General features: G+C 70.4%; 18 protein-coding genes. 6 read left to right on the forward strand and 12 right to left on the reverse strand.

The features are described from left to right. Positions 1-93: 93 nt before the first annotated feature. The 5 genes from chvE to K377_RS06440 all read left to right on the forward strand — a co-directional run bounded on the left by chvE (position 94) and on the right by K377_RS06440 (position 6,620). The gene (gene chvE, locus K377_RS06420) at positions 94-1,209 is read left to right on the forward strand and encodes a multiple monosaccharide ABC transporter substrate-binding protein (RefSeq protein ID WP_111662142.1); all 1,116 of its coding nucleotides are present in this window, start codon (positions 94-96) and stop codon (positions 1,207-1,209) included. Positions 1,210-1,262: 53 nt separating this feature from the next. Further along, positions 1,263-2,813, forward strand: coding sequence for a multiple monosaccharide ABC transporter ATP-binding protein (gene mmsA, locus K377_RS06425; RefSeq protein WP_111662143.1), 1,551 nt, complete (start codon positions 1,263-1,265; stop codon positions 2,811-2,813). Next, complete coding sequence (mmsB, locus tag K377_RS06430) at positions 2,810-4,054, forward strand: multiple monosaccharide ABC transporter permease (RefSeq protein ID WP_111662144.1); 1,245 nt, start codon at positions 2,810-2,812, stop codon at positions 4,052-4,054. Before mmsA ends, mmsB begins: the two co-directional genes overlap by 4 nt. A gap of 121 nt (positions 4,055-4,175) precedes the next feature. Beyond that, positions 4,176-5,324, forward strand: a complete 1,149-nt coding sequence (locus K377_RS06435) for an aldose epimerase family protein (protein ID WP_111662145.1) — start codon at positions 4,176-4,178, stop codon at positions 5,322-5,324. Between the two features lie 72 nt (positions 5,325-5,396). Further along, positions 5,397-6,620, forward strand: coding sequence for a histidinol-phosphate transaminase (locus tag K377_RS06440; RefSeq protein ID WP_111662146.1), 1,224 nt, complete (start codon positions 5,397-5,399; stop codon positions 6,618-6,620). A gap of 22 nt (positions 6,621-6,642) precedes the next feature. Here K377_RS06440 and K377_RS06445 read toward each other — a convergent pair whose 3' ends face one another. From K377_RS06445 to K377_RS06490, 9 genes are all read right to left on the reverse strand, one after another. After that, positions 6,643-7,101 carry an Rrf2 family transcriptional regulator gene (locus K377_RS06445; protein ID WP_111662147.1) on the reverse strand — a complete coding sequence of 153 codons (459 nt, stop codon included), beginning with the start codon at positions 7,099-7,101 and terminating at the stop codon, positions 6,643-6,645. Beyond that, on the reverse strand, positions 7,098-8,027 hold the full coding sequence (locus K377_RS06450) for a sulfite exporter TauE/SafE family protein (RefSeq protein ID WP_111662219.1): 930 nt from the start codon (positions 8,025-8,027) through the stop codon (positions 7,098-7,100). Before K377_RS06450 ends, K377_RS06445 begins: the two co-directional genes overlap by 4 nt. Positions 8,028-8,152: 125 nt before the next feature. After that, positions 8,153-9,448, reverse strand: coding sequence for a peptidase S8 (locus K377_RS06455; RefSeq protein WP_375605908.1), 1,296 nt, complete (start codon positions 9,446-9,448; stop codon positions 8,153-8,155). A gap of 226 nt (positions 9,449-9,674) precedes the next feature. Beyond that, entirely contained in the window at positions 9,675-11,180 is a 1,506-nt protein-coding gene (locus K377_RS06460) for an alpha-N-arabinofuranosidase (protein WP_111662148.1), read from the reverse strand. Positions 11,181-11,226: 46 nt separating this feature from the next. Further along, positions 11,227-12,087 (reverse strand): carbohydrate ABC transporter permease, encoded by an 861-nt coding sequence (locus tag K377_RS06465; RefSeq protein WP_111662149.1) that lies wholly within the window; start codon positions 12,085-12,087, stop codon positions 11,227-11,229. Then, positions 12,084-13,028, reverse strand: coding sequence for a carbohydrate ABC transporter permease (locus K377_RS06470; RefSeq protein ID WP_111662150.1), 945 nt, complete (start codon positions 13,026-13,028; stop codon positions 12,084-12,086). The genes K377_RS06465 and K377_RS06470 overlap by 4 nt, the downstream gene beginning before the upstream one ends. Next, positions 13,025-14,374: an extracellular solute-binding protein gene (locus K377_RS06475; RefSeq protein ID WP_111662151.1), complete on the reverse strand. Its 1,350-nt coding sequence runs from the start codon at positions 14,372-14,374 to the stop codon at positions 13,025-13,027. Before K377_RS06475 ends, K377_RS06470 begins: the two co-directional genes overlap by 4 nt. Positions 14,375-14,720: 346 nt before the next feature. Then, the gene (locus K377_RS06485; protein WP_111662152.1) at positions 14,721-15,560 is read right to left on the reverse strand and encodes an SMP-30/gluconolactonase/LRE family protein; all 840 of its coding nucleotides are present in this window, start codon (positions 15,558-15,560) and stop codon (positions 14,721-14,723) included. After that, positions 15,557-16,330 (reverse strand): IclR family transcriptional regulator, encoded by a 774-nt coding sequence (locus K377_RS06490; RefSeq protein ID WP_111662153.1) that lies wholly within the window; start codon positions 16,328-16,330, stop codon positions 15,557-15,559. The genes K377_RS06485 and K377_RS06490 overlap by 4 nt, the downstream gene beginning before the upstream one ends. A 114-nt stretch (positions 16,331-16,444) precedes the next feature. Here K377_RS06490 and K377_RS06495 point away from each other — a divergent pair, with 114 nt between their 5' ends. Then, a complete protein-coding gene (locus K377_RS06495; protein ID WP_111662154.1) occupies positions 16,445-17,050 on the forward strand; it encodes a hypothetical protein in 606 nt (201 codons plus the stop codon). Here the strand turns inward: K377_RS06495 and K377_RS06500 are convergent. The 3 genes from K377_RS06500 to K377_RS06510 all read right to left on the reverse strand — a co-directional run. Further along, positions 17,034-17,909 (reverse strand): RimK family alpha-L-glutamate ligase, encoded by an 876-nt coding sequence (locus K377_RS06500; RefSeq protein ID WP_111662155.1) that lies wholly within the window; start codon positions 17,907-17,909, stop codon positions 17,034-17,036. The genes K377_RS06495 and K377_RS06500 overlap by 17 nt on opposite strands. 165 nt (positions 17,910-18,074) lie before the next feature. After that, entirely contained in the window at positions 18,075-19,289 is a 1,215-nt protein-coding gene (locus K377_RS06505) for an MFS transporter (RefSeq protein WP_111662156.1), read from the reverse strand. A 189-nt stretch (positions 19,290-19,478) separates the two neighbouring features. Next, on the reverse strand, positions 19,479-19,810 hold a 332-nt coding region (locus K377_RS06510; RefSeq protein WP_146614693.1), incomplete at its 5' end, for a transposase.

Below are 19,810 nucleotides of genomic sequence, written 5' to 3' on the forward strand. Positions count from 1 at the left end.
TCCGACACACCTCCTCGGTCAACCCCCTTTCCGCGTAGCGCACTTCGCAGCACCGCAGACCGAGCTCGCACCCACACATCAAGGATGATGACCATGCGAAACCGCCGAGCCGTACTCAGCGCGATAGCCGCGAGCGCCACCCTCGCCCTGACCCTCTCCGCCTGCGGCCAGGACAGCGACGGCGGCAGCAAGGAGGACAAGGGCAGCGCCAAGGGCTCCACCGTCGGCATCGCGATGCCGACCAAGTCCTCCGAGCGCTGGATCGCGGACGGGAACAACGTTGTCAAGTCGCTGAAGGCCAAGGGTTACAAGACCCAGCTGGTCTTCGGCGAGGACGACCCCGACCAGCAGGTCTCGCAGATCGAGAACATGATCACGCAGGGTGTCTCGGCGCTGATCATCGCGGCGATCGACAACAAGTCGCTGGGCAACGTCCTCCAGGAGGCGGCCGACGCGCACATCCCGGTGATCGCGTACGACCGGCTCATCCTGGACTCCAAGAACGTCGACTACTACGCGACGTTCGACAACGAGAAGGTCGGCGAGCTCCAGGCCACCTCCCTCGTCGACAAGCTGGGTCTGTCGGACGGCAAGAAGGGCCCGTTCAACCTGGAGCTGTTCGCCGGCTCCAACGACGACAACAACACCAAGTACTTCTTCAACGGCGCGATGTCGGTGCTCCAGCCCTACATCGACAAGAAGCAGCTGGTCATCAGGTCCAAGCAGACCAAGCTCAACCAGGTCACGACGCTGCGCTGGGACGGCGCCACCGCGCAGAAGCGCATGGACGACATCCTCACCTCGAAGTACTCCAGCGACAAGGTCGACGCGGTGCTCTCCCCGTACGACGGCATCTCCATCGGCATCATCTCCGCGCTGAAGTCCGACGGCTACGGCTCCTCGTCCAAGCCGCTGCCGGCCGTCTCCGGCCAGGACGCCGAGGTCGCCTCGGTGAAGTCGATCATCGCGGGCGAGCAGTACTCCACGGTCTACAAGGACACGCGGAAGCTCGCCGAGGAGGCCGTGACCATGGTCGACGACGTGCTCAACGACAAGAAGCCCGAGACCAACGACAACAAGACGTACGACAACGGCGCCAAGGTCGTCCCGTCGTTCCTGCTCCAGCCGGTGGCCGTCACCAAGGACAACTACGAGAAGACCCTCATCGACGGCGGCTACTACACCAAGAAGGACCTGGGCCTGAAGTAGGCGGCCCAGAGACCCAGTCGACCGCCTCCGCACACTAGATGAAGGGCACGACCATGGCGGGACCCGTCCTGGAAATGCGCTCGATCGTCAAGACCTTCCCGGGCGTCAAGGCGCTGTCGGACGTCTCCCTGAGCGTCCGCGCGGGCGAGGTCCACGCCATCTGCGGGGAGAACGGCGCCGGAAAGTCCACCTTGATGAAGGTGCTCTCCGGCGTCCACCCGCACGGAAGTTACGACGGGGAGATCCTCTTCGAGGGCCTGCCCTGTGAGTTCAAGGACATCAACGCCAGCGAGAAGCGCGGCATCGTCATCATCCACCAGGAGCTGGCCCTGGTCCCGTACCTGTCGATCGCCGAGAACATGTTCCTCGGCAACGAGCACGCCTCGCGCGGGCTCATCGACTGGCACGAGACCCTCGGGCACGCCACGCGCCAGCTGCGCCGGGTGGGTCTGGACGAGAACCCCAACACCGCCGTCGCCGACATCGGGGTGGGCAAGCAGCAGCTCGTGGAGATCGCCAAGGCGCTCTCCAAGGAGGTGAAGCTGCTCATCCTCGACGAGCCGACGGCCGCGCTGAACGACGAGGACTCCGACAAACTCCTCGATCTGATCCTGGAGTTGAAGAACCAGGGCATCACCTCGATCATCATCTCTCACAAGCTCAACGAGATCCGCAAGGTCGCCGACTCGGTGACGATCCTGCGGGACGGCCGCACCGTCGAGACGCTGGACGTGAAGGCCGAGGCCACCACCGAAGACCGGATCATCTCCGGGATGGTCGGCCGCGACCTCGACCACCGCTTCCCCGACCGCACCCCGCACCACGCCGAGGCCGGCGCCGCGCCCGCCCTGGAGATCCGCAACTGGACGGTGCACCACCCCATCGACCGTGAGCGCAAGGTCGTCGACGACGTCTCGCTGCACGTCCGCCGGGGCGAGATCGTCGGCATCGCGGGGCTGATGGGCGCGGGCCGCACCGAGCTGGCCATGAGCGTCTTCGGGCGCACCTACGGCCGGTACACGGACGGCACGGTCCTCAAGGACGGCGAGGAGATCAGGACCCGCACGGTCTCCGACGCGGTCGGCCACGGCATCGCGTACGCCACCGAGGACCGCAAGCACTACGGCCTCAACCTCATCGACACCATCAACCGCAACATCTCGCTGGCGGCGCTCGGCAAGGTCGCCAAGCGGGGCATCGTCGACGAGCACGGCGAGCGGCAGGTCGCCGAGGAGTACCGCAAGTCGATGAACATCAAGGCCCCGACGGTCTTCGAACCGGCGGGCAAGCTCTCGGGCGGCAACCAGCAGAAGGTCGTCCTCAGCAAGTGGATCTTCGCGGGCCCGGAGATCCTCATTCTCGACGAGCCGACCCGCGGCATCGACGTCGGTGCCAAGTACGAGATCTACACGGTCATCGACAAGCTGGCCGCCCAGGGCAAGGCGGTCGTCTTCATCTCCTCCGAGCTGCCCGAGCTGCTCGGCATGTGCGACCGCATCTACACGATGGCCGCGGGCCGCCTGACCGGCGAGGTGCCGCGCGCCGAGGCGACCCAGGAATCGCTGATGCGCCTGATGACGAAGGACAAAGAGGTAGCGCGATGAGTACGGACGTGACGAAGACCCCGGCGGCGGCCCCGCCGGGCAAGGGCGGCGGCGACGGCACGGAGGGCGGGCTGCTCGGGCTCGTCGTCGACGGGCTGCGCCGCAACATGCGCCAGTACGGCATGCTGATCGCGCTCGGGCTGCTCATCGCGGTGTTCGCCGTGTGGACTGACGGCACCCTGATCACCCCGCACAACGTCTCCAACCTGGTGCTCCAGAACTCGTACGTGCTGATCCTCGCGATCGGCATGATGCTGGTGATCATCGCGGGCCACATCGACCTGTCCGTCGGTTCGCTGACGGCGTTCGTCGGGTCGACGGCCGCGGTGCTGATGGTCAACAACGACGTCTCCTGGCCGATCGCCCTGATCGTGTGCCTGGTGATGGGCGGGGCCGCCGGTGCTCTCCAGGGCTATCTGATCGCGTACGGCGGCATACCGTCGTTCATCGTGACGCTGGCCGGGATGCTGGTCTGGCGCGGACTCACCGAGATCCTGCTCAAGGGGCAGACCCTCGGCCCGTTCCCGTCCAACATCGGCGACCTGGGCAACGGCTTCCTGCCGGAGGTCGGCCCCGACACCAACTACCACAACCTGACCCTGCTGTTCGGCATCCTGCTCGCCGCCTCCGTGGCCTGGCAGGAGGTGCGCGACCGGCGCAGGCAGCGGGAGTTCTCCCTCGACGTGGTCCCGCGCAACCTCTTCATCCTGAAGCTGGTCGCGATCGTCGCGGCGATCGCCGTCGTCACCCTGCTGCTCGCCAGCTACAAGGGCGTGCCGATCGTGCTGCTGATCCTCGGCGTCCTGGTCGTCGGCTACGGCTACCTGATGCGCAACTCCGTCTTCGGCCGCCACATCTACGCCATCGGCGGCAACCTGCCGGCGGCCAAGCTGTCCGGCGTCAAGGACAAGCGGGTCACCTTCTACGTCTTCCTGAACATGGGCGTGCTCGCCGCCCTGGCCGGGCTCGTGGTCGCCGCCCGGCTGAACGCGGCGTCGCCGAAGGCGGGCCTCAACTTCGAACTGGAGGCCATCGCCGCGTCGTTCATCGGCGGCGCGTCCATGAGCGGCGGTGTCGGCACCGTGCTCGGCGCCATCATCGGTGGCCTCGTCCTCGGCGTGCTGAACAACGGCATGAACCTCCTCGGCGTCGGCTCCGACTGGCAGTCGGTGATCAAGGGGCTCGCGCTGCTCGCCGCCGTCGGTTTCGACGTCTGGAACAAGCGGCGGGGTGGTCGCTGAGTCCCCTCAGCCGGTCTGACCGGTCGCGCCCGCGCGGCGGAGCCGCACATGGATACAGCCCCGCGCCCCTTCGGGGCGCGGGGGCCCACACATGCACCTTCGTCGAATGGAGAGCCGCTTCATGAGTACGAGCAGACGTGCAGTTCTGGCCGGGGCCGCCGCGGCGGGCCTCGCCGTCGCCGCCCCGGGCACGGCATCCGCGCACAGCCGCAAGACCCCCACCAAAGAGCTGTTCGGCGCCCTCGCCGACGGCACCAGGATCTACCGCTGGAGTCTGCAGAACGGCGGGACCCGGCTCAAGGTCCTCTCCTACGGCGGGATCGTGCAGTCCCTGGAGATCCCGGACCGGCACGGCCGGTACGCGAACGTCTCCCTGGGCTACGACACCGTCGCGGCCTACGTCGCCGGCACCACCTTCTTCGGCGCGACCATCGGCCGCTACGGAAACCGCATCGCCAAGGGGCAGTTCACCCTCGACGGCACGGCGTACCAGCTGTCGGTGAACGACGGCGTGAACTCGCTGCACGGCGGCGCCAAGGGCTTCAACACCCGGGTGTTCGACGTGGAGGGGTTCACGTCCGGCCAGGACGTCGGCCTGCACCTCTACTACACCTCGGTCGACGGCGAGATGGGCTACCCGGGCACCCTGCGCACCCGGGTCACCTTCACGCTGACGGCGTCCGGTGACTGGCGGATCGACTACCGGGCGACGACCGACAAGGCCACGGTCGTGAACCTGACGAACCACACGTACTACAACCTCGCGGGCGAGGGCAGCGGCTCGATCCACGACCACGAGCTGACGATCGCCGCCGCCCGCTACACGCCCACCGACACGGGCCTCATCCCCACCGGCGAACGCGCGAAGGTCGCGGGCACGCCCTTCGACTTCACCCGCGCCAAGCGCATCGGCAGGGACATCCGCGCCGGGCACCCCCAGCTCGTCATCGCCAAGGGCTTCGACCACAACTTCGTCCTCGACAAGGGCGTCACCGCGCAGCCGCAGCACAGCGTCACCCTGCGCGACCCGGACTCCGGCCGCACCCTGAAGATCGCCACCGACCAGCCGGGCCTTCAGTTCTACTCCGGCAACTTCCTCGACGGCACCCTCGTCGGCACCTCCGGGCGCACCTACCGGCAGGGCGACGGCCTGTGCCTGGAGACCCAGCACTTCCCGGACTCACCGAACCAGCCGTCGTTCCCGTCCACCGTGCTGCGCCCCGGCCAGACGTACCGGACGACGACCGTCCACTCGTTCAGCGCCACCTGAGCACCTTCCGTTGAACACGGCCCCGCCCGTATCCGTAATGCACGTCAACACGGATACGGGCGGAGGCAGTTGATGAGCGCGAGCGTCGTTTCGCTGTTCCAGGGCAGTACGGCCCATTCCCCTTCCTACGGGCAGCTCACGCGGGCCGGGGCGGCGGCGGGGACCGGCGGGGCCGTCACCGACTTCTGCATCCCCTGCAACCCGTACTTCCCGACGCCCGCGATGCTGGACGGGCTGCGCGGCCGGCTGCACGAGATCCTGACGTACTACCCGAGCGACGCGGGCACGATCACGGCCGAGCTGTGCCAGGTCCTCGGGCTCAACCCGCAGACGGTCGCGATGGGCAACGGCTCGACCGAACTCATCACGTGGATCGACCACTTGCTCGTACGGGAATCACTGGCGGTCCCCGTGCCGACGTTCGGCCGCTGGACCGACCAGCCGATGGAGACGGGCAAGCGCGTCGACATGTTCCCGCTCCCCGAGCGCGACGGCTTCGCCCTGGACCCGGCCGCGTACGCGAACTTCCTGCACGCGCGCGGCTCCCGGGCCGCGGTGATCTGCAATCCCAACAACCCCGACGGCGGGCTCCTCCCCCGCCGCGCGCTGCTCGCCCTCCTCGACGAGCTGCGCCATCTGGACCTGGTCGTCGTCGACGAGTCGTTCCTGGACTTCGCCGACGGCGCGGTCGACGGCGGCGCCCCGAGCGTCGTCCACGAGGCGGTGCTGCGGCCCAACGTCATCGTGCTGCGCAGCCTCGGCAAGAACTTCGGGCTGCACGGCATCCGCTTCGGCTACCTGGTGGCCAACCCCGGCCTCGCGGGACGGGTGCGCGCCGCGCTGCCGAAGTGGAACCTCAACTCCTTCGCGGAGACGGTGGTGTTCATGCTGCGCGACCACCGCCAGGAGTACGCCGACAGCATCCGCCAGGTGTGCCGCGACCGGCAGGACATGCGCTGGCACCTGTCCCGGCTGCCCGGCCTGACCGTCTACCCGTCGCAGGGGAACTTCCTGTACGTGCGGCTGCCCGACGGGGTCGACGGCGCCGTGGTCCGCGACCGCCTCCTGGAGCGGCACGGGGTGCTGATCCGCGAGTGCGGCAACAAGATCGGATCGTCCAGTGGCTTCCTGCGCCTCGTGGTGCGCCCGCAGACCGACGTCATGCGCCTGGTGTCCGGTCTGGAGGACGTGCTCGGCGCGGGGAGAGGAGCCGTCGTGCCCGAGCCGGTCGGAGGGACCGCCTACAGCTCGGGCACGGCGGCGGTGGACCGGATCGTCACGGGGTACGCGGGCTGACCTGCCCGGCGTCGCACGCGTCTCACGGGTTGTGCCAGGCGGCCGGGTCGTCGGCCAGCTGCCGCACCGGCTCGGGGAGCCGGTCGTGGGCGAGGTCGTCGAGGGTGACGCCTTCGAGGATCTTGCGGACGTTGGCGCGCAGCGCGACCCACAGCGGGAGCAGCGGTTCCGCGGCGCCGCTGTAGGCGAGGGCGCTGGGCCGCTCGCCACGCACGGAGACGATGGGGCCCTCGACGGCGCGGACGACGTCGGCGACGGTGATCTCGGCGGCGGCGCGGGCCAGCAGATAGCCGCCGTTGCCGCCGCGCCGGCTGAGCACGATGCCGCCGCGCCGCAGATCGCTGAGGATGCCCTCCAGGAACTTGTGCGGGATGTCCTGGGCGGCGGCGATGACCTCCGCCTTGACCGGTTCGGCGCCGCCGCGGACGGCCAGCTCCAGGCTCGCGCGCACGGCATAGTCGGCTCGGGCTGAAATCCTCATGCCGTCATTGTCGGGGACGGCTCACGCTCCTCGGTCCGCTCGGCCCGCGCCGGGGTGGCGCGGCGGGTGCGCAGGGTCACGACGGTGCCGACGGCGGCGAACGCCAGGCAGACCAGCACCAGCGGGATCCCGGACATGCCCCACATGGCGAGTCCCGAGCCGGTGAGCAGCACGATGAGCGCCCAGCGCAGGGCGGGCCCGGAGACCCGGGTGGAGAGCACGGCACCCGCCACGACCCCGGGGATCGCGCCGATCAGCAGGGTGCCGGCGAGGCCGAGGGAGACGTCGCCGACGAGGAGGTGGCCGAGGGCTGCGGCGCCGACCAGCGGGACGGCCTGCACGAGGTCGGTGCCGACGAGGTGGTTCGCCCGGAGCCGGGGGTGGGCGAGCATCAGCATCACGATGATCAGGGACCCGGAGCCCACCGAGGTCATCCCGACCACGACTCCGCCGACGAGCCCGATGAGGAGCGTCGCCACCGGCCTGACCCGCACCGCCGCGTTTTCGATGGTCTCCGCGTCGGCGGAACCGAGGCCGCGGCGCCGGTCGAGCCAGATCCGGGCCAGCATGCCGGCCACCGCGAGCAGCAGGGCGCCGCCGATGACGTACTTGACCCGGGTCTGGAGGGTGTCGCCGTCGCCGAGCGCCCGGAGCAGCAGGGCTCCGCCGAAGGCGGCGGGCAGGGCGGTGGGCAGCAGCCAGCGGACGATGTCCCAGCGGATGGTGCCCGCTCTGTGGTGGACGGCGGCGCCGAACGGCTTCATGAACAGGGAGGTCGCCAGGTCGCTGCCGATGGCGGCGGTGGGGTTGACCCCGAAGAACATGACCATGATCGGAGTCATCAGGGCGCCACCGCCCATGCCGGTGAGTCCCACGGCGAGCCCGACCAGGGCGCCGGCGACAACGATCGTCCACGAGAAGTCCATGGCGGCCACTATGCACACCATCCCTAGGGAAAAGGTATGAATAGCGGCCCGGTCTCAGTGGGTGGAATCGGCGGTGCGGGCCACGGCGGTCGCTCGCCGTGGCCCGCACCCTCACCGGGAGGCTGTCAGCCGGTGAAGCCGGACACGCCCTGCGGGGTGCCCCAGCCGGTCGGACCGTCGTAGCCGGTCTTCGCGGTGCACAGGTAACTGCTGGAGCAGCTGCCGTTGTTGCCGGTCGTGACGTCGTTCAGCGCGGAGGTCCCGGCCACGGCGTACGGGAACTTCGCCGGGTACGAGCCGGACGACGGGACGCCGCCGAGGGCGTAGACCGCCGCGATGATCGGCGAGGAGGCGCTGGTGCCGCCGAAGGTGTACCAGCCGGCGGTGATGCCGTACGAGTCGTAGACGGAGACGCCGGTGGCCGGGTCGGCGACCGCGGCGACGTCGGAGATCGTCCGCTTCGTGCAGCCGGTGTCGGTCTGCCAGGTCGGCTTGGTGTCGTAGGCCGAGCAGCCCGATCCGGTGCCCTCGGTGCTGCTGGTCTTCCACACGGACTCGGTCCAGCCGCGCGTGGTGGAGGCGGCCTTGGTGAGGGCCGTGCCGCCGACCGCGGTGACGTAGCGGGAGGCCGCCGGGTACTCGGCGCCGTAGCCCTCGTCGCCCGAGCTGACCGTGATGGCGACGCCCGGGTGGTTGAAGTACGAGGAGTCGTAGGAGCTGTCCGAGGAGGACTCGGAGCCGCCGTAGCTGTTCGACACGTACTTGGCGCCGAGGGTGACGGCCCGGTTCACGGCCGCGCCGAGGTTGGCCATCGTCGCGGACTTGGCCTCGACGAGCAGGATGTTGCACTTCGGGCAGACCGCGCTCGCCATGTCGAGGTCGAGGGAGATCTCCTCGGCCCAGCCGCTGTCGGCGGTGGGCAGCGAGGTGGTGGAGCCGGTCTGGCTGACCTTCTTGAAGCAGCCGCCGGCCGTGGTGCAGGCCGGAAGGCCGTAGTACGAGCGGTACTTGGCGAGGTCGGCCTCGGCGTTCGGGTCGTCGTAGGCGTCGACGATGGCGATCGTCTCACCGGCGCCCTTCGACGCGGCCGCCGAGGTCAGGCCGTAGGCGGCCTGGAGGTCGGTCGGACCGTAGCCGGACGGGGTGGCGGCGTCGGCCGCGTCGGGGGCGGCGTGTCCGGCCTTGGCGCGCTGGACGGCGTACGCGGTGGTGCCGCTCGTCACGCGCTTCGCGCCGCAGGCCATCTCACCGGCCTTGGCGGGCTGGGAACAGGCTCGTTTCCAGGTCACGTGCGGGGTGAGCGATGCGGCGGCGTCGGCCTGGGCCGCCGTGCCGAGCCCGGCGAACACGAGGGCCGCGACGCCGAGGAGCCCGGCGCCCATCCGGCCGAGGTGCCATCTGTGGGGGTGTGTGTCGCGCAACGTACTGCCTCCTGAGAAGGGTGGACAGGGGCGGTGCGGGTGCTGTGCGACCGCCGGTCCTGCGTCCCCGGCGGTCGCGACGATGTTTGCTTTGTTGCGCACACTTCAACAAGGGACGGCGGGGAGTCCAGGGCTCCGCTTTACCGAATCCGTCCTCTTCAACGGGCCGTAGATAGCCGGTAGTTGACTGGGCTCACAGGAAACCCATGGTTTCCCTCGGCCGCCGTCAGCCCAGGCGGATCACGTTCCAGGACAGCGGTTCCAGGGTCGCCCGCAGCACGCCGTCCTCCAGAACCGTCCCGGTCGCCGCGTGCGGGGCCACCCGCTCGGGGTCGGTGAGGGTGTTGCGGGCGTCCGGGTCGGCGTCGGCGAGGACCGAGTGCTCGGTGACAGCACTCAACTCAAGGCCATTGAGGGCGACTTCGAGCGGCAGGGACTCCGACTGCCCGCGGTTGACCGCGAAGACGGTGACCGTGCCGTCCTCGGCGCGGACCGCCGTGGCGTGCAGCAGGTCGGCCGTGCCGTGGCGCTCGGTGTCGTACGTCGGCGAGTCGACGCGGACGTCGAGGACCTCGCCGCGGCCGTACTCCGCCGCCTGCGCGAACGGGAAGAACGTCGTCTGCCGCCAGGCCGCGCCGCCCGGCTCGGTCATGATCGGGGCGATGACGTTGACCAGTTGGGCGAGGCAGGCGATCTTGACGCGGTCCGCGTGGCGCAGCAGGGCGATCAGCAGCGAGCCGAAGACGACGGCGTCGGTGACCGAGTAGACGTCCTCCAGCAGGCGCGGCGCCTCGGGCCAGTCGAGCGCGGAGACCTCGGCGTCGGTGCGCGTCATGTACCAGACGTTCCACTCGTCGAAGGAGAGGTTGATCTTCTTCTTCGACTTGAGGCGGGCGCCCACGTGGTCGCAGGTCGCGACGACGTTCTCGATGAAGGACTCCATGTCCACCGCGGAGGCGAGGAAGGAGTCGCGGTCGCCGTCGTGCTCCTCGTAGTAGGCGTGCAGCGAGATGTGATCGACGAGGTCGTACGTCTCCTGGAGGACCGTCGACTCCCAGGCGGCGAACGTGTCCATGCCCTGGCCGGAGCTGCCGCACGCGACGAGTTCGACGTCCTTGTCGATCTGGCGCATGGCGCGGGCCGTCTCGGCGGCGATCCGGCCGTACTCCTCGGCGGTCTTGTGGCCGGTCTGCCAGGGGCCGTCCATCTCGTTGCCCAGGCACCACAGGCGGATGCCGAAGGGGTCCTTGTCGCCGTGCTCGGCACGCAGGTCCGAAAGGGCCGTGCCGGAGGGGTGGTTGGCGTACTCCTGGAGCTCGATGGCCTCGGCGACACCGCGCGTGCCGAGGTTCACCGCCATCATCGGCTCGGCCTGCGGGCCGATCTTGCGCAGGAACGCGATGTACTCGGAGAGGCCGAAGCGGTTCGACTCGGTGGTGCGCCAGGCGAGGTCGAGGCGGCGCGGGCGGTCCTCGGCCGGGCCGACCGAGTCCTCCCACTTGTAGCCGGAGACGAAGTTGCCGCCGGGGTAGCGGATGGCGGTGACGCCCAGTTCCCGTACGAGGTCGAGGACGTCGGTGCGCAGGCCCGCCTCGTCCGCGCTCGGGTGGTCCGGTTCGAAGATGCCGGTGTAGACGCAGCGGCCGAGGTGTTCCACGAACGACCCGAACAGGCGCGGGTCGACCGTGCCGATCGTGAAGGCGGGGTCGAGGGTGAAGCGTGCGGTGCTCAATGCGTTCCTTTCGGTTCGGGACATGCGGTTCGGGACATGCGTGCGGTCACTGTCCGGCCAGTCCCGTGTGGGCCACGCCCGCCACGATCTGCCGCTGGAAGAAGACGAAGACGACGATCAGGGGCAGGCCCGCCATCAGGCCGCCGGCCATGAGCTGGGCCCACTGGATGCCGTAGGAGTTCATGACGGTCGCGATGCCGTTCGGCATGGTCATCAGGTCGGGGTTGTTGGTGACCATGTACGGCCACAGGAAGTTGTTCCACGAGCTGATGAAGGTGAAGATGCCGACCGCGGCGAGGGAGGGGCGGGACAGCGGCAGGATGACGGTGAAGAAGACCCGCCAGCGGCCCGCGCCGTCGATGAAGGCGGCCTCCTCCAGTTCGCGCGGGATGCCCTGGAAGAACTTGTAGAGGATGTAGACCATCGCGGCGGGCGCGCACTGGGGCAGGATCATGCCCCAGTAGGTGTCGACCATCCCCATCTGCTGGACCGTGGTGAACAGGGGCACGCCGAGCACGGCCGGGGAGACCATCAGGCCCGACATCACCACGCCCATCAGGACGCCCTTGCCCCTGAACTCCGTACGGGCGAAGCCGTATCCGGCGAGGGCGGCGATCACGAGCACGACGGCCGTCACCAGGACCGACACGACCAGGGAGTTCACGAACCAGTCGCTGATGTTGCCGGTGCTCCACAGGGACTTCCACGCCTGGACCGTCCAGACCTTCGGCAGCCAGTGCGGCGGGATCTCGGCGGCCTCCGCCTCGGACTTGAGCGAGGTGAGCAGGGCCGCGGCGACGGGCGCCACGAAGACGGCGGAGACGGCGACGCCGAGGACGGTGAGCACGACCTGGCTCGGCGTCCAGGGCTTGCGGGACCTGCTCACCGGTATGTCCGTGGTGCTCATCGGGTGCCCTCCTCACGGGTGCGCAGCAGCACCATCCGGCCGAGGGCGACGGCCGCGATGATCACGAAGAAGATGATGGACATCGCGGAGGCGTAGCCCACGCGGTAGCTGGTGAAGCCCTGTTCGAGGGTGTACTGGACGAAGGAGCGCGTGCTGCCCTCGGGTCCCGGGCCGAAGTCCATCATCACGACCGCCTGGTCGAAGAGCTGGAGCGAGGCCAGGATCTGGAGCGCGACGACGAGGCCGGTGATGTGGCGGAGCATCGGCAGCGTGATGTGGACGATCCGGTGCCAGGCGTTGGCGCCGTCCAGCTTCGCGGCCTCGTAGAGGTGGGCGGGGATGCCCTGGAGCGCGGCCAGATACAGCAGGAACGAGAAGCCGACCGTCCACCACAGCGTCTCGATGACGAGGGCGAGCATCGCGTACGACTTGTCGGTCAGCCAGGGCGTGGTGAGCCCGAAGGTCTCGTTGAACAGGCCGATCCCCTGGGTCATCAGCCACTGCCACATGTTGGCGGCGACCGTCGACGGCAGCAGGAACGGGACGAAGAAGCAGAGCCGCCACAGCCACTTCCCGCGCTCGATGTGGTGGGCGAGCATCGCGAGGAGGAAGGCGAGGACGGTAATGCAGGGCACGACGAGGAGCGTGAACCAGGCGCTGTGGCCGAGCGCGTCCCACATCGCCGTGTCGTGCAGCGCCTCGCGGTAGTTGTCGAGGCCGACGAAGCCCGCGCCGTCGCCGGAGATGTTGGCGTCGGTGAGGCTGAGCCAGAGCCCGCGCAGCAGCGGCCAGATCACGAACAGCACGAACAGGAGCAGGAACGGGGCGATGAACCAGCCCCCGTGCTGGAAGCCCTGCTTGCGCCGGACGGTCGCCGTCGCGGTCGCGCGGCTCGCCCGCGACGGCGGGAGCAGGGTGGTCTCCGCACTGGTCGTCGTCATGCGACCGCACCTCCTTGCGCGGCAGTCGTGCCGTCCATCGGGTTCTTCGAGGCGAGGAGCTTGGCCAGCTCCTTCTTCATGCGCTGCCCGACCGCGGCCGGCTCGGCCGAGCCCATCGTCGAGGAGACGACCATCGGGCCGAGGTCCTGGGCGAGCACGCCGGTGGAGCCCGCGAACCAGACCTTCGGCTCGGTGGCCTGGTGGTCCATGGCGGTCACGTACTCGTTGTTCGGGGTGAGCTTCTTGTACGCGGCCGTGGACAGCGTCGGCGTGTACGCGGGGATGTGGCCGCCGGCCGCCCATTGCAGGGCGTGGGTGACGACGTACGCGGCGAGTTGGTGGGCCGCCTCGTTCGTGGCGCCGCCGCGGCCCGACCGGTGCGGCAGGACGAACGAGTGGGACTCCGCGTGCGTCGCCCTCTTCCCGAAGACGGCCGGCAGCGGGGTGGCACCATAGTCGAGCTTCGCGCCGGAGAAGACGGGCACCGACCAGTTGCCCTCCCAGGTGAACGGCGCGCCGTTGATGAACTGTTCGCCGGTCGGGGCGCCCGGGATCACGTATCCGTCGGTGACGTGCCTGCGGAGGAACTCCAGGACCTCGGTGGCCTTGTCGGCGTCGAAGAGGACCTCGGTGTTCCCGTCGTCGAACCACCGCCCGCCGAGCTGGGTGTAGAAGGCGACGAAGAACCACCACTGGAAGTTCTGGTCGTTGGTCCACAGGCCGATGGTCTGGAGCCCCTTCTTCTGGGCCTTCTTCGCCTTCTTCAGCACGTCGAACCACTCGGCGGTGGAGGTGACGTCGATCATCCGGCCGTCGTCGCCGAGCAGGTCCGCCTTCTTCAGCACGTCCCTGCGGTAGAAGCAGAGCTGTACGTGGATGTCGAGCGGCAGGGCGTAGAGCTTGCCGTCGATCACGCCGCGGTTCCACAGCGCCGGGTTGTAGTCGGCCTTGCGCACGCCGTACTTGGCGAGCAGCTTCTCGTCCCACGGGTCGAGGAGGCGGCCCGGCGAGAAGCCCGCGACACGGCCCAGGTGCATGACGCCGAGTTCGGGGGCCCGGTTGCCCGCGGCGGCCATCGCGAGCTTGGTGTAGAAGGGGTTGCCCCACTGGAGCGTGGAGTCCTTGACCGCGATGTCGGGGTGTTCCTTCCGGAAGGCGTCCAGCATCGCGATCATGTTGGAGCCGTCGCCGCCGCTGAAGAGGTTCCAGTAGCGCACGCGGGTGTCCGCGCCGGAGGCGAGCGCGTCGGCTCCGGTACCGAGCGCCGCGAAGGCGGCACTTCCGGCGACGGTCAACCCGCCTGCTGCGGCGAGAAGGTGCCTGCGGTTCAGGCCAGGTCGTCCCATGCCCTGCCCTTACTGTTCGAAATGTCGAATGGTGCCCGTAACTTCGAACGGGACCGTAAGGTTGAAGCGCTTCGACCGTCAATGGGTTCGACAACGGAAAAGCCGCGGAGGCGGCTGCTCATGCATCGAGCAGCCGCCTCCGCGGCTTGTACGTGTCCGGGCCTCTAGGGCCTGTCTCTCAGATCCCTCCTGCCCCGCGACGCCTGGCACGCGCTCTCGCCGCACCGGGCGCAAGGCCGAGTACGCCCAGTACGAGGCCGTGCACCCGGCACGCCGAGAGCACGCACCAGACGCCGCGGGGCCCGCCCTCCGGGCGGACGGAGGGATCTGAGAGACAGGCCCTAGGTCACCCGAACACGGGCTGCGCCAGACCCTGGCCGGCGTCGGGCAGGACGAGCAGCGATCCGGCCAGTGGGGTCGGACGGGTCAGGCCCACCCGGGCCGTCGAGACGTACAGGTCGCGCACGTCCGGGCCGCCGAAGGCGCAGGCGGTCGGGCGGCGGACCGGGAGGGGGATCACCCGGTCCAGGGCGCCGGACGGGGTGTACCGGCGCAGCGCCCCTCCGTCCCACAGGGCCACCCAGACGCAGCCGTCGGCGTCCACGGTGAGGCCGTCCGGAAGACCGGCGCCCTTCTCGACGGTCGCCAACTCCCGCCTGTTGCCTATGTGTTCGCCGTCCACGTCGAAGACGTCGATGCGGCTCGTCGCCGTGTCGACGTAGTACATGAGCGTGCCGTCGGGGCTCCAGCCGGTGCCGTTGGAGACGGTGACGTCGTCGATCTTCTCGGCCGCCGTGCCGTCGGGGGCGAGGCGGATCAGATTGCCGCCGCCGGGCCGCTCGTCGTACGCCATCGAGCCCGCCCACAGGGCGCCGTCGGGGGCGACCGCCGCGTCGTTCCCGCGCCGCCCCGGGACCGGCTCGCGGTGCAGCCAGGAGAAGGCGCCGTCGGCGGAGTAACAGCCCACTCCGTCCCGGAGGTTGACGACCAGACCGCCGCCCGCGCGCGGCTTGGCGGCGCCCACGTGCTGCTCGGTCACCAGGACCGTGCGGCGGCCGCTGCCGGGCTCGAAGGTGTGGACGCGCGAGCCGAGGATGTCGACCCAGACCATCCGCTCGGCGGCCGGGTCCCAGGTGGGGCCCTCGCCGAGCTCGGCGGTCTCCCGCACCGCGACCTCGGCCCTCACGGCGTGCCCCGGTGGCCGAGGCGCTCGGACAGATCGGCCGCGCCCTTCGCGGCGAGCTGCGCCAGCTCCGCCTCGCGGGCGTCCGTCCAGCGGATCATCGGTACGGAGATGGAGAGCGCGGCGACGACCCGGTTGGTGCGGTCGCGCACGGGGGCGGCGACGCAGCTCACGTCCGGGTTGGACTCGCGGCTCTCGACGGCGAGCCCGCGCTCGCGGATGGTGTGCAGGGCCTCGCGCAGGGCGGCCGGGTCGGTGATCGAGTTCTCCGTCATGGCGGCGAGCGGGGCGTCGTCCGGGACGCGGGCGGCCAACTCGGGCTCGGGCAGGGACGCGAGGAGCATCTTGCCGACCGAGGTGCAGTGCGCGGGCAGCCGTCGCCCGGCCGCCGAGACCATCCGCACCGCGTGCGTGGAGTCGACCTTGGCGATGTAGATGACGTCGGTGCCTTCGAGGATCGCCACGTGTACCGTCTCGTCGCAGGTCTCGGCGACCGAGCGGGCGACCTGCTGGCCCTCGGCGGCGAGGTCGAGCTGCTCCGCGTACCGACTGCCGAGCTGGTAGGGGCGCACCCCGAGGCGGTAGCGGCCCGGCTGGCCGGGGACCTGCACGATGTACGAACGGGCGGCGAGCGTGGTGACGAGCTCGTGCACCGTGGTGCGCGGCAGCTGCAGCTTGCGGACGATGTCGGGGGCGGACAGCGTGCCGTCCCCGTCGAGGAAGAGCTCCATGATGTCCAGAGCCCGGGTCACGGCTGGTACGAGGCGTCCCACGACCGATCCCCTCCCTATGTTCGATATTTCAACAGACGGTCGGTATGGCGAACATAGGCTATGCACAGTGCCCGTGACCGGGCAATGGGTCGACGCTGCGCGACCATGGAGGGCATGCCGCGCCCCGCACCCTCCTCAGGTCCCGCCGAACCCTTCACCCCGCTGCACTTCCAGCTGGTGCTGCTGCGCAGGATGGCCGACCACAATCCGGAGCTGGTCGAGACCGCCCGCGCCGACCTGGGCGTCTCCGTCGCCGACATGCGGGAGGCGAACCGCCGCTGGCAGGCCATGGTCCGCTCGCCCCGGGCGCGGGCGGCGGTCTCCCGCTACCGCTCGGTCCTCGGCGCCCCCGAGCGCACGCTGATCCGGAAGATCGGCGACATGGAGTGCGAGGCGCTGCTGTGGCCGGTGCCGCTCTGGCCCGACCTGCGCTTCGAGGTGCTGCTCTCGCCGCAGGGCGCGGTCTGGAACGACTGGCTGATCCGCGCCCCCGGCGCCCCCGGCCCGGCGCTGCGGACGCTCGACGACCTCACCCCGTGGTCGTGCACGGTCGACGAGGCGGCCCGCGCCTTCGCCCCGGCCCGCCCTCTGGAGGGCTCGGCGCCGACCCGCTGGGGCCTCGCGTTCACGGCGCCGGACCCGTCGGGGACGCCGCGCGAGGTGCGGGCCGAGTTCACCTACGGACTGCTCCAGCGCTGGACGCTCACCGGGCGGCCTTGAGGATCGCCTCGGCGACGACCGGGAGCGACCCCGGGTGCACTGCGGCGAGGAACAGATTGGGCTCGACGAGTTCCAGCTCCATCACGCACGGCTGCCCGTCGGGGCCGTCGACCAGGTCGACCCGCGCGTACAGCAACTGCTCGGGGCCGCCCGGCACGGCCGCCAACGCCTTCTCGACGACGGCGAGTTCGGCGACGGTGGGCCGCCACGGCTCCAGCGCGGGGTGCGCGACCTTGCGGACGTCGAAGGCGACGCCCGGGGCCAGGACGGCGCCCTTGCGCACGGAGTGCAGGAACTGCCCGCCGTAGAACAGCACGGCGCGCTCGCCGTTGATGTCGATCCCGTCGACGTAGGGCTGCACCATCGCGGTCAGCCCCTCGGCGTGCATCCGCACCAAGTGCCGCAGCGCCGTGTCCCGTTCGGCCGGGGTGTAGCGGGCGGCGTACCGGGCGCCCGCGCCCGAGGCCGGCTTGACGACGTACGCGCGGTCGTCCGGCAGGTCGGGGGTGTCGCCGGGCTCGACGTACGCGGTGGGCACGGTGGGCACCCCGGCGCGGGCGAGTTCGCCGAGATAGCGCTTGTCGGTGTTCCAGCGGAGCACGTCGACGGGGTTGGCGAGCCGGGTGACGCCGGCACACCGCGCGGCCCACTCCAGAAACTCCGCACGCCGCCAGCTGTAGTCCCAGGTGGACCGCAGAACGACCAACTCGAAGGAGCCCCAGTCGACCTCCGGATCATCCCACTCGACGGCGACGGCATCGGCGCCGCATCCCCTCAACTCGCCGACGAGCAGGGGCAGATCACGGTCCACACTGATCTCGGGTCCGGGCCGACAGGTGACAAGGGCGATACGAGACATACCCCGAGGCTACGACCTGCTCCTGATGAGATGCCGCACGAAGTGCGCATCTCAGGGGCGCGGGGAACTGCGCGAGAAGCGGCCACCGGCCGACAGCCGACGTACAACCCAGGGGCGCGGGGAACTGCGCGAGAAGCGGCCACCGGCCGTCAGCCGACGTACAACCTAGGGGCGCGGGGAACTGCGCGACCAGCCCCCACGCACCCGCAGACGAGCCGGCACCGCCAGCACCACCACCCCACCGGCGGCCCCCACCGCGACCAGGAACCCGGCGTGGGCGCCCCCGGCGTCCACGGCACGCCCCGCAAGCGCCGCCGCCCCGGCCGACCCCGCCGCGCTCGCCGACCCCAGCCAGGTGAAGGCCTGCGTGAGGACGGCGCGCGGCACCGCCGCCTCGGTCAGCACGGAGGTGACGGCCAGCAGCGGCGGCACGGCCAGCCCGGTCAGCGCCAGCGCGCACCCCATCGGAACCGGCGCGTCGAGAAGGGCCAGCGGCACACAGGCCAGAAGCAGCCCCGCCGCGGCGACGACCCGCTGCCGCCCGGGCCCGGACCGCCACCGCCGCACGCCGTAGACCCAACCACCCACCAGGCTCGTGCAGTTGGACACCGCGTACAGCACCGGCGCCAGATCAGGGGTCCCGCGCCCGACCGCGTACGCGGAGACGGACACCTGCATCGCGCCGAAGTACACGCCCAGGGCGAGGGTGCTAGCGACGAGCCCCACGAAGGCCGGCCCGCGCAGCGCCCGCCCCGCGTGCCGCCGCTCACCGCGGTCCGCGACCGGCGGCGCGGTGCGGCGCTGGAGGGTGAACGCGAGACCGCCCCCGATCACGAGCGCGGCGGCGACCCCGCTGCCGAGCCCCGGATGCCCGGCGGCGCCGAGGGTGCTGACGAGGGCGGGGCCGATGAGGAACGACAGCCCGTTCGCGAGGGATTCCAGGGCGAAGGCGCCGGGCAGCGCGGCGTCCTGCCCCGTACCGCGCAGCAGGGCCGCCCAGCGGGCCGCGGACAGGGCGCTGATCTGCGGCAGGGTCGCCCCGGCCAGCGCCCCCGCGGTGGCGGCGAGCGGCACCGGGCCGCCCGCGAACAGCAGCGCCACGGCCGCCGCGTGCGCCCCGAGCGCGTACGGCACGACCCGGCGTTCCCCGAACCGGTCGACGAGCCGCCCGATCTGCGGCCCGGCCAGCGCGTCGGTGACGGCGAAGCAGCCGGTGACCAGGCCGGCGGTGGCGTAGGAGCCGGTGCGGGCGTGCACCAGCCAGACGATGCCGAGCCCGGTCATGGCGAGCCCGACCCGCCCGACGCAGCCGGCGAGGAAGAAGGCGGCGGCGCCCGGAGTGCGCAGCAGAGTGCGGTAGTTGGCCGGTGTCGAGGACACGGCGCGTCCCTTTCGCCGCCCGGCGGGCCGCGTCACAACGGGGCCGTCGGCGTCCGGAGGGCCGGCCCGTGATCGCGACTGGAACCTTCCAGTGCGGGCGTGGGGTGGGGACGCGCGCCCCACGCCGACTCCGTCACCGGGCAGAGTCTCTGATCCATACAGATGCAGGCGCGATCCTAAGACGTCATTTCACTTGGCGAGTCTGCGGTGGCATATGAGGGTCGCAGCGATGGCTGTGAAGGCGAGGAAGTGTTCTGGTTTGCGCTCGTAGCGGCGGTGGAGACGTCGGCAGCCGGACAGCCAGGACATGGTGCGTTCTACGACCCAGCGGTGTCGGCCGAGCCGTTTGGATGACTCAATGCCCCTTCGGGCAAGGCGATGGCGAATCCCCCGAGAGGCCAGCCAGCGCCGCAGGTGGGAGTAGTCGTAGCCCTTGTCGCCGTGCAGTTTGCCGGGTCGGCGGCGTCGGGGGCCGCGACGGGAGCGGATGGGCGGGATGCCTCGGACCAGTGGAATGAGGG

This window comes from Streptomyces sp. PsTaAH-137 (genome assembly GCF_003259365.1).
Classification (GTDB): domain Bacteria; phylum Actinomycetota; class Actinomycetes; order Streptomycetales; family Streptomycetaceae; genus Streptomyces.

What these genes read in the sequence shown, in the direction of transcription:
- K377_RS06435 (WP_111662145.1), top strand. Translation starts at nt 4,176, where the DNA reads ATGAGTACGAGCAGACGTGCAGTTCTGGCCGGGGCCGCCGCGGCGGGC.
- mmsA (WP_111662143.1), top strand. Translation starts at nt 1,263, where the DNA reads ATGGCGGGACCCGTCCTGGAAATGCGCTCGATCGTCAAGACCTTCCCG.
- K377_RS06495 (WP_111662154.1), top strand. Translation starts at nt 16,445, where the DNA reads ATGCCGCGCCCCGCACCCTCCTCAGGTCCCGCCGAACCCTTCACCCCG.
- K377_RS06450 (WP_111662219.1), bottom strand. Translation starts at nt 8,027, where the DNA reads ATGGACTTCTCGTGGACGATCGTTGTCGCCGGCGCCCTGGTCGGGCTC.
- K377_RS06475 (WP_111662151.1), bottom strand. Translation starts at nt 14,374, where the DNA reads ATGGGACGACCTGGCCTGAACCGCAGGCACCTTCTCGCCGCAGCAGGC.
- K377_RS06445 (WP_111662147.1), bottom strand. Translation starts at nt 7,101, where the DNA reads ATGAGGATTTCAGCCCGAGCCGACTATGCCGTGCGCGCGAGCCTGGAG.
- K377_RS06465 (WP_111662149.1), bottom strand. Translation starts at nt 12,087, where the DNA reads ATGAGCACCACGGACATACCGGTGAGCAGGTCCCGCAAGCCCTGGACG.
- K377_RS06470 (WP_111662150.1), bottom strand. Translation starts at nt 13,028, where the DNA reads ATGACGACGACCAGTGCGGAGACCACCCTGCTCCCGCCGTCGCGGGCG.
- K377_RS06500 (WP_111662155.1), bottom strand. Translation starts at nt 17,909, where the DNA reads ATGTCTCGTATCGCCCTTGTCACCTGTCGGCCCGGACCCGAGATCAGT.
- chvE (WP_111662142.1), top strand. Translation starts at nt 94, where the DNA reads ATGCGAAACCGCCGAGCCGTACTCAGCGCGATAGCCGCGAGCGCCACC.
- mmsB (WP_111662144.1), top strand. Translation starts at nt 2,810, where the DNA reads ATGAGTACGGACGTGACGAAGACCCCGGCGGCGGCCCCGCCGGGCAAG.
- K377_RS06440 (WP_111662146.1), top strand. Translation starts at nt 5,397, where the DNA reads ATGAGCGCGAGCGTCGTTTCGCTGTTCCAGGGCAGTACGGCCCATTCC.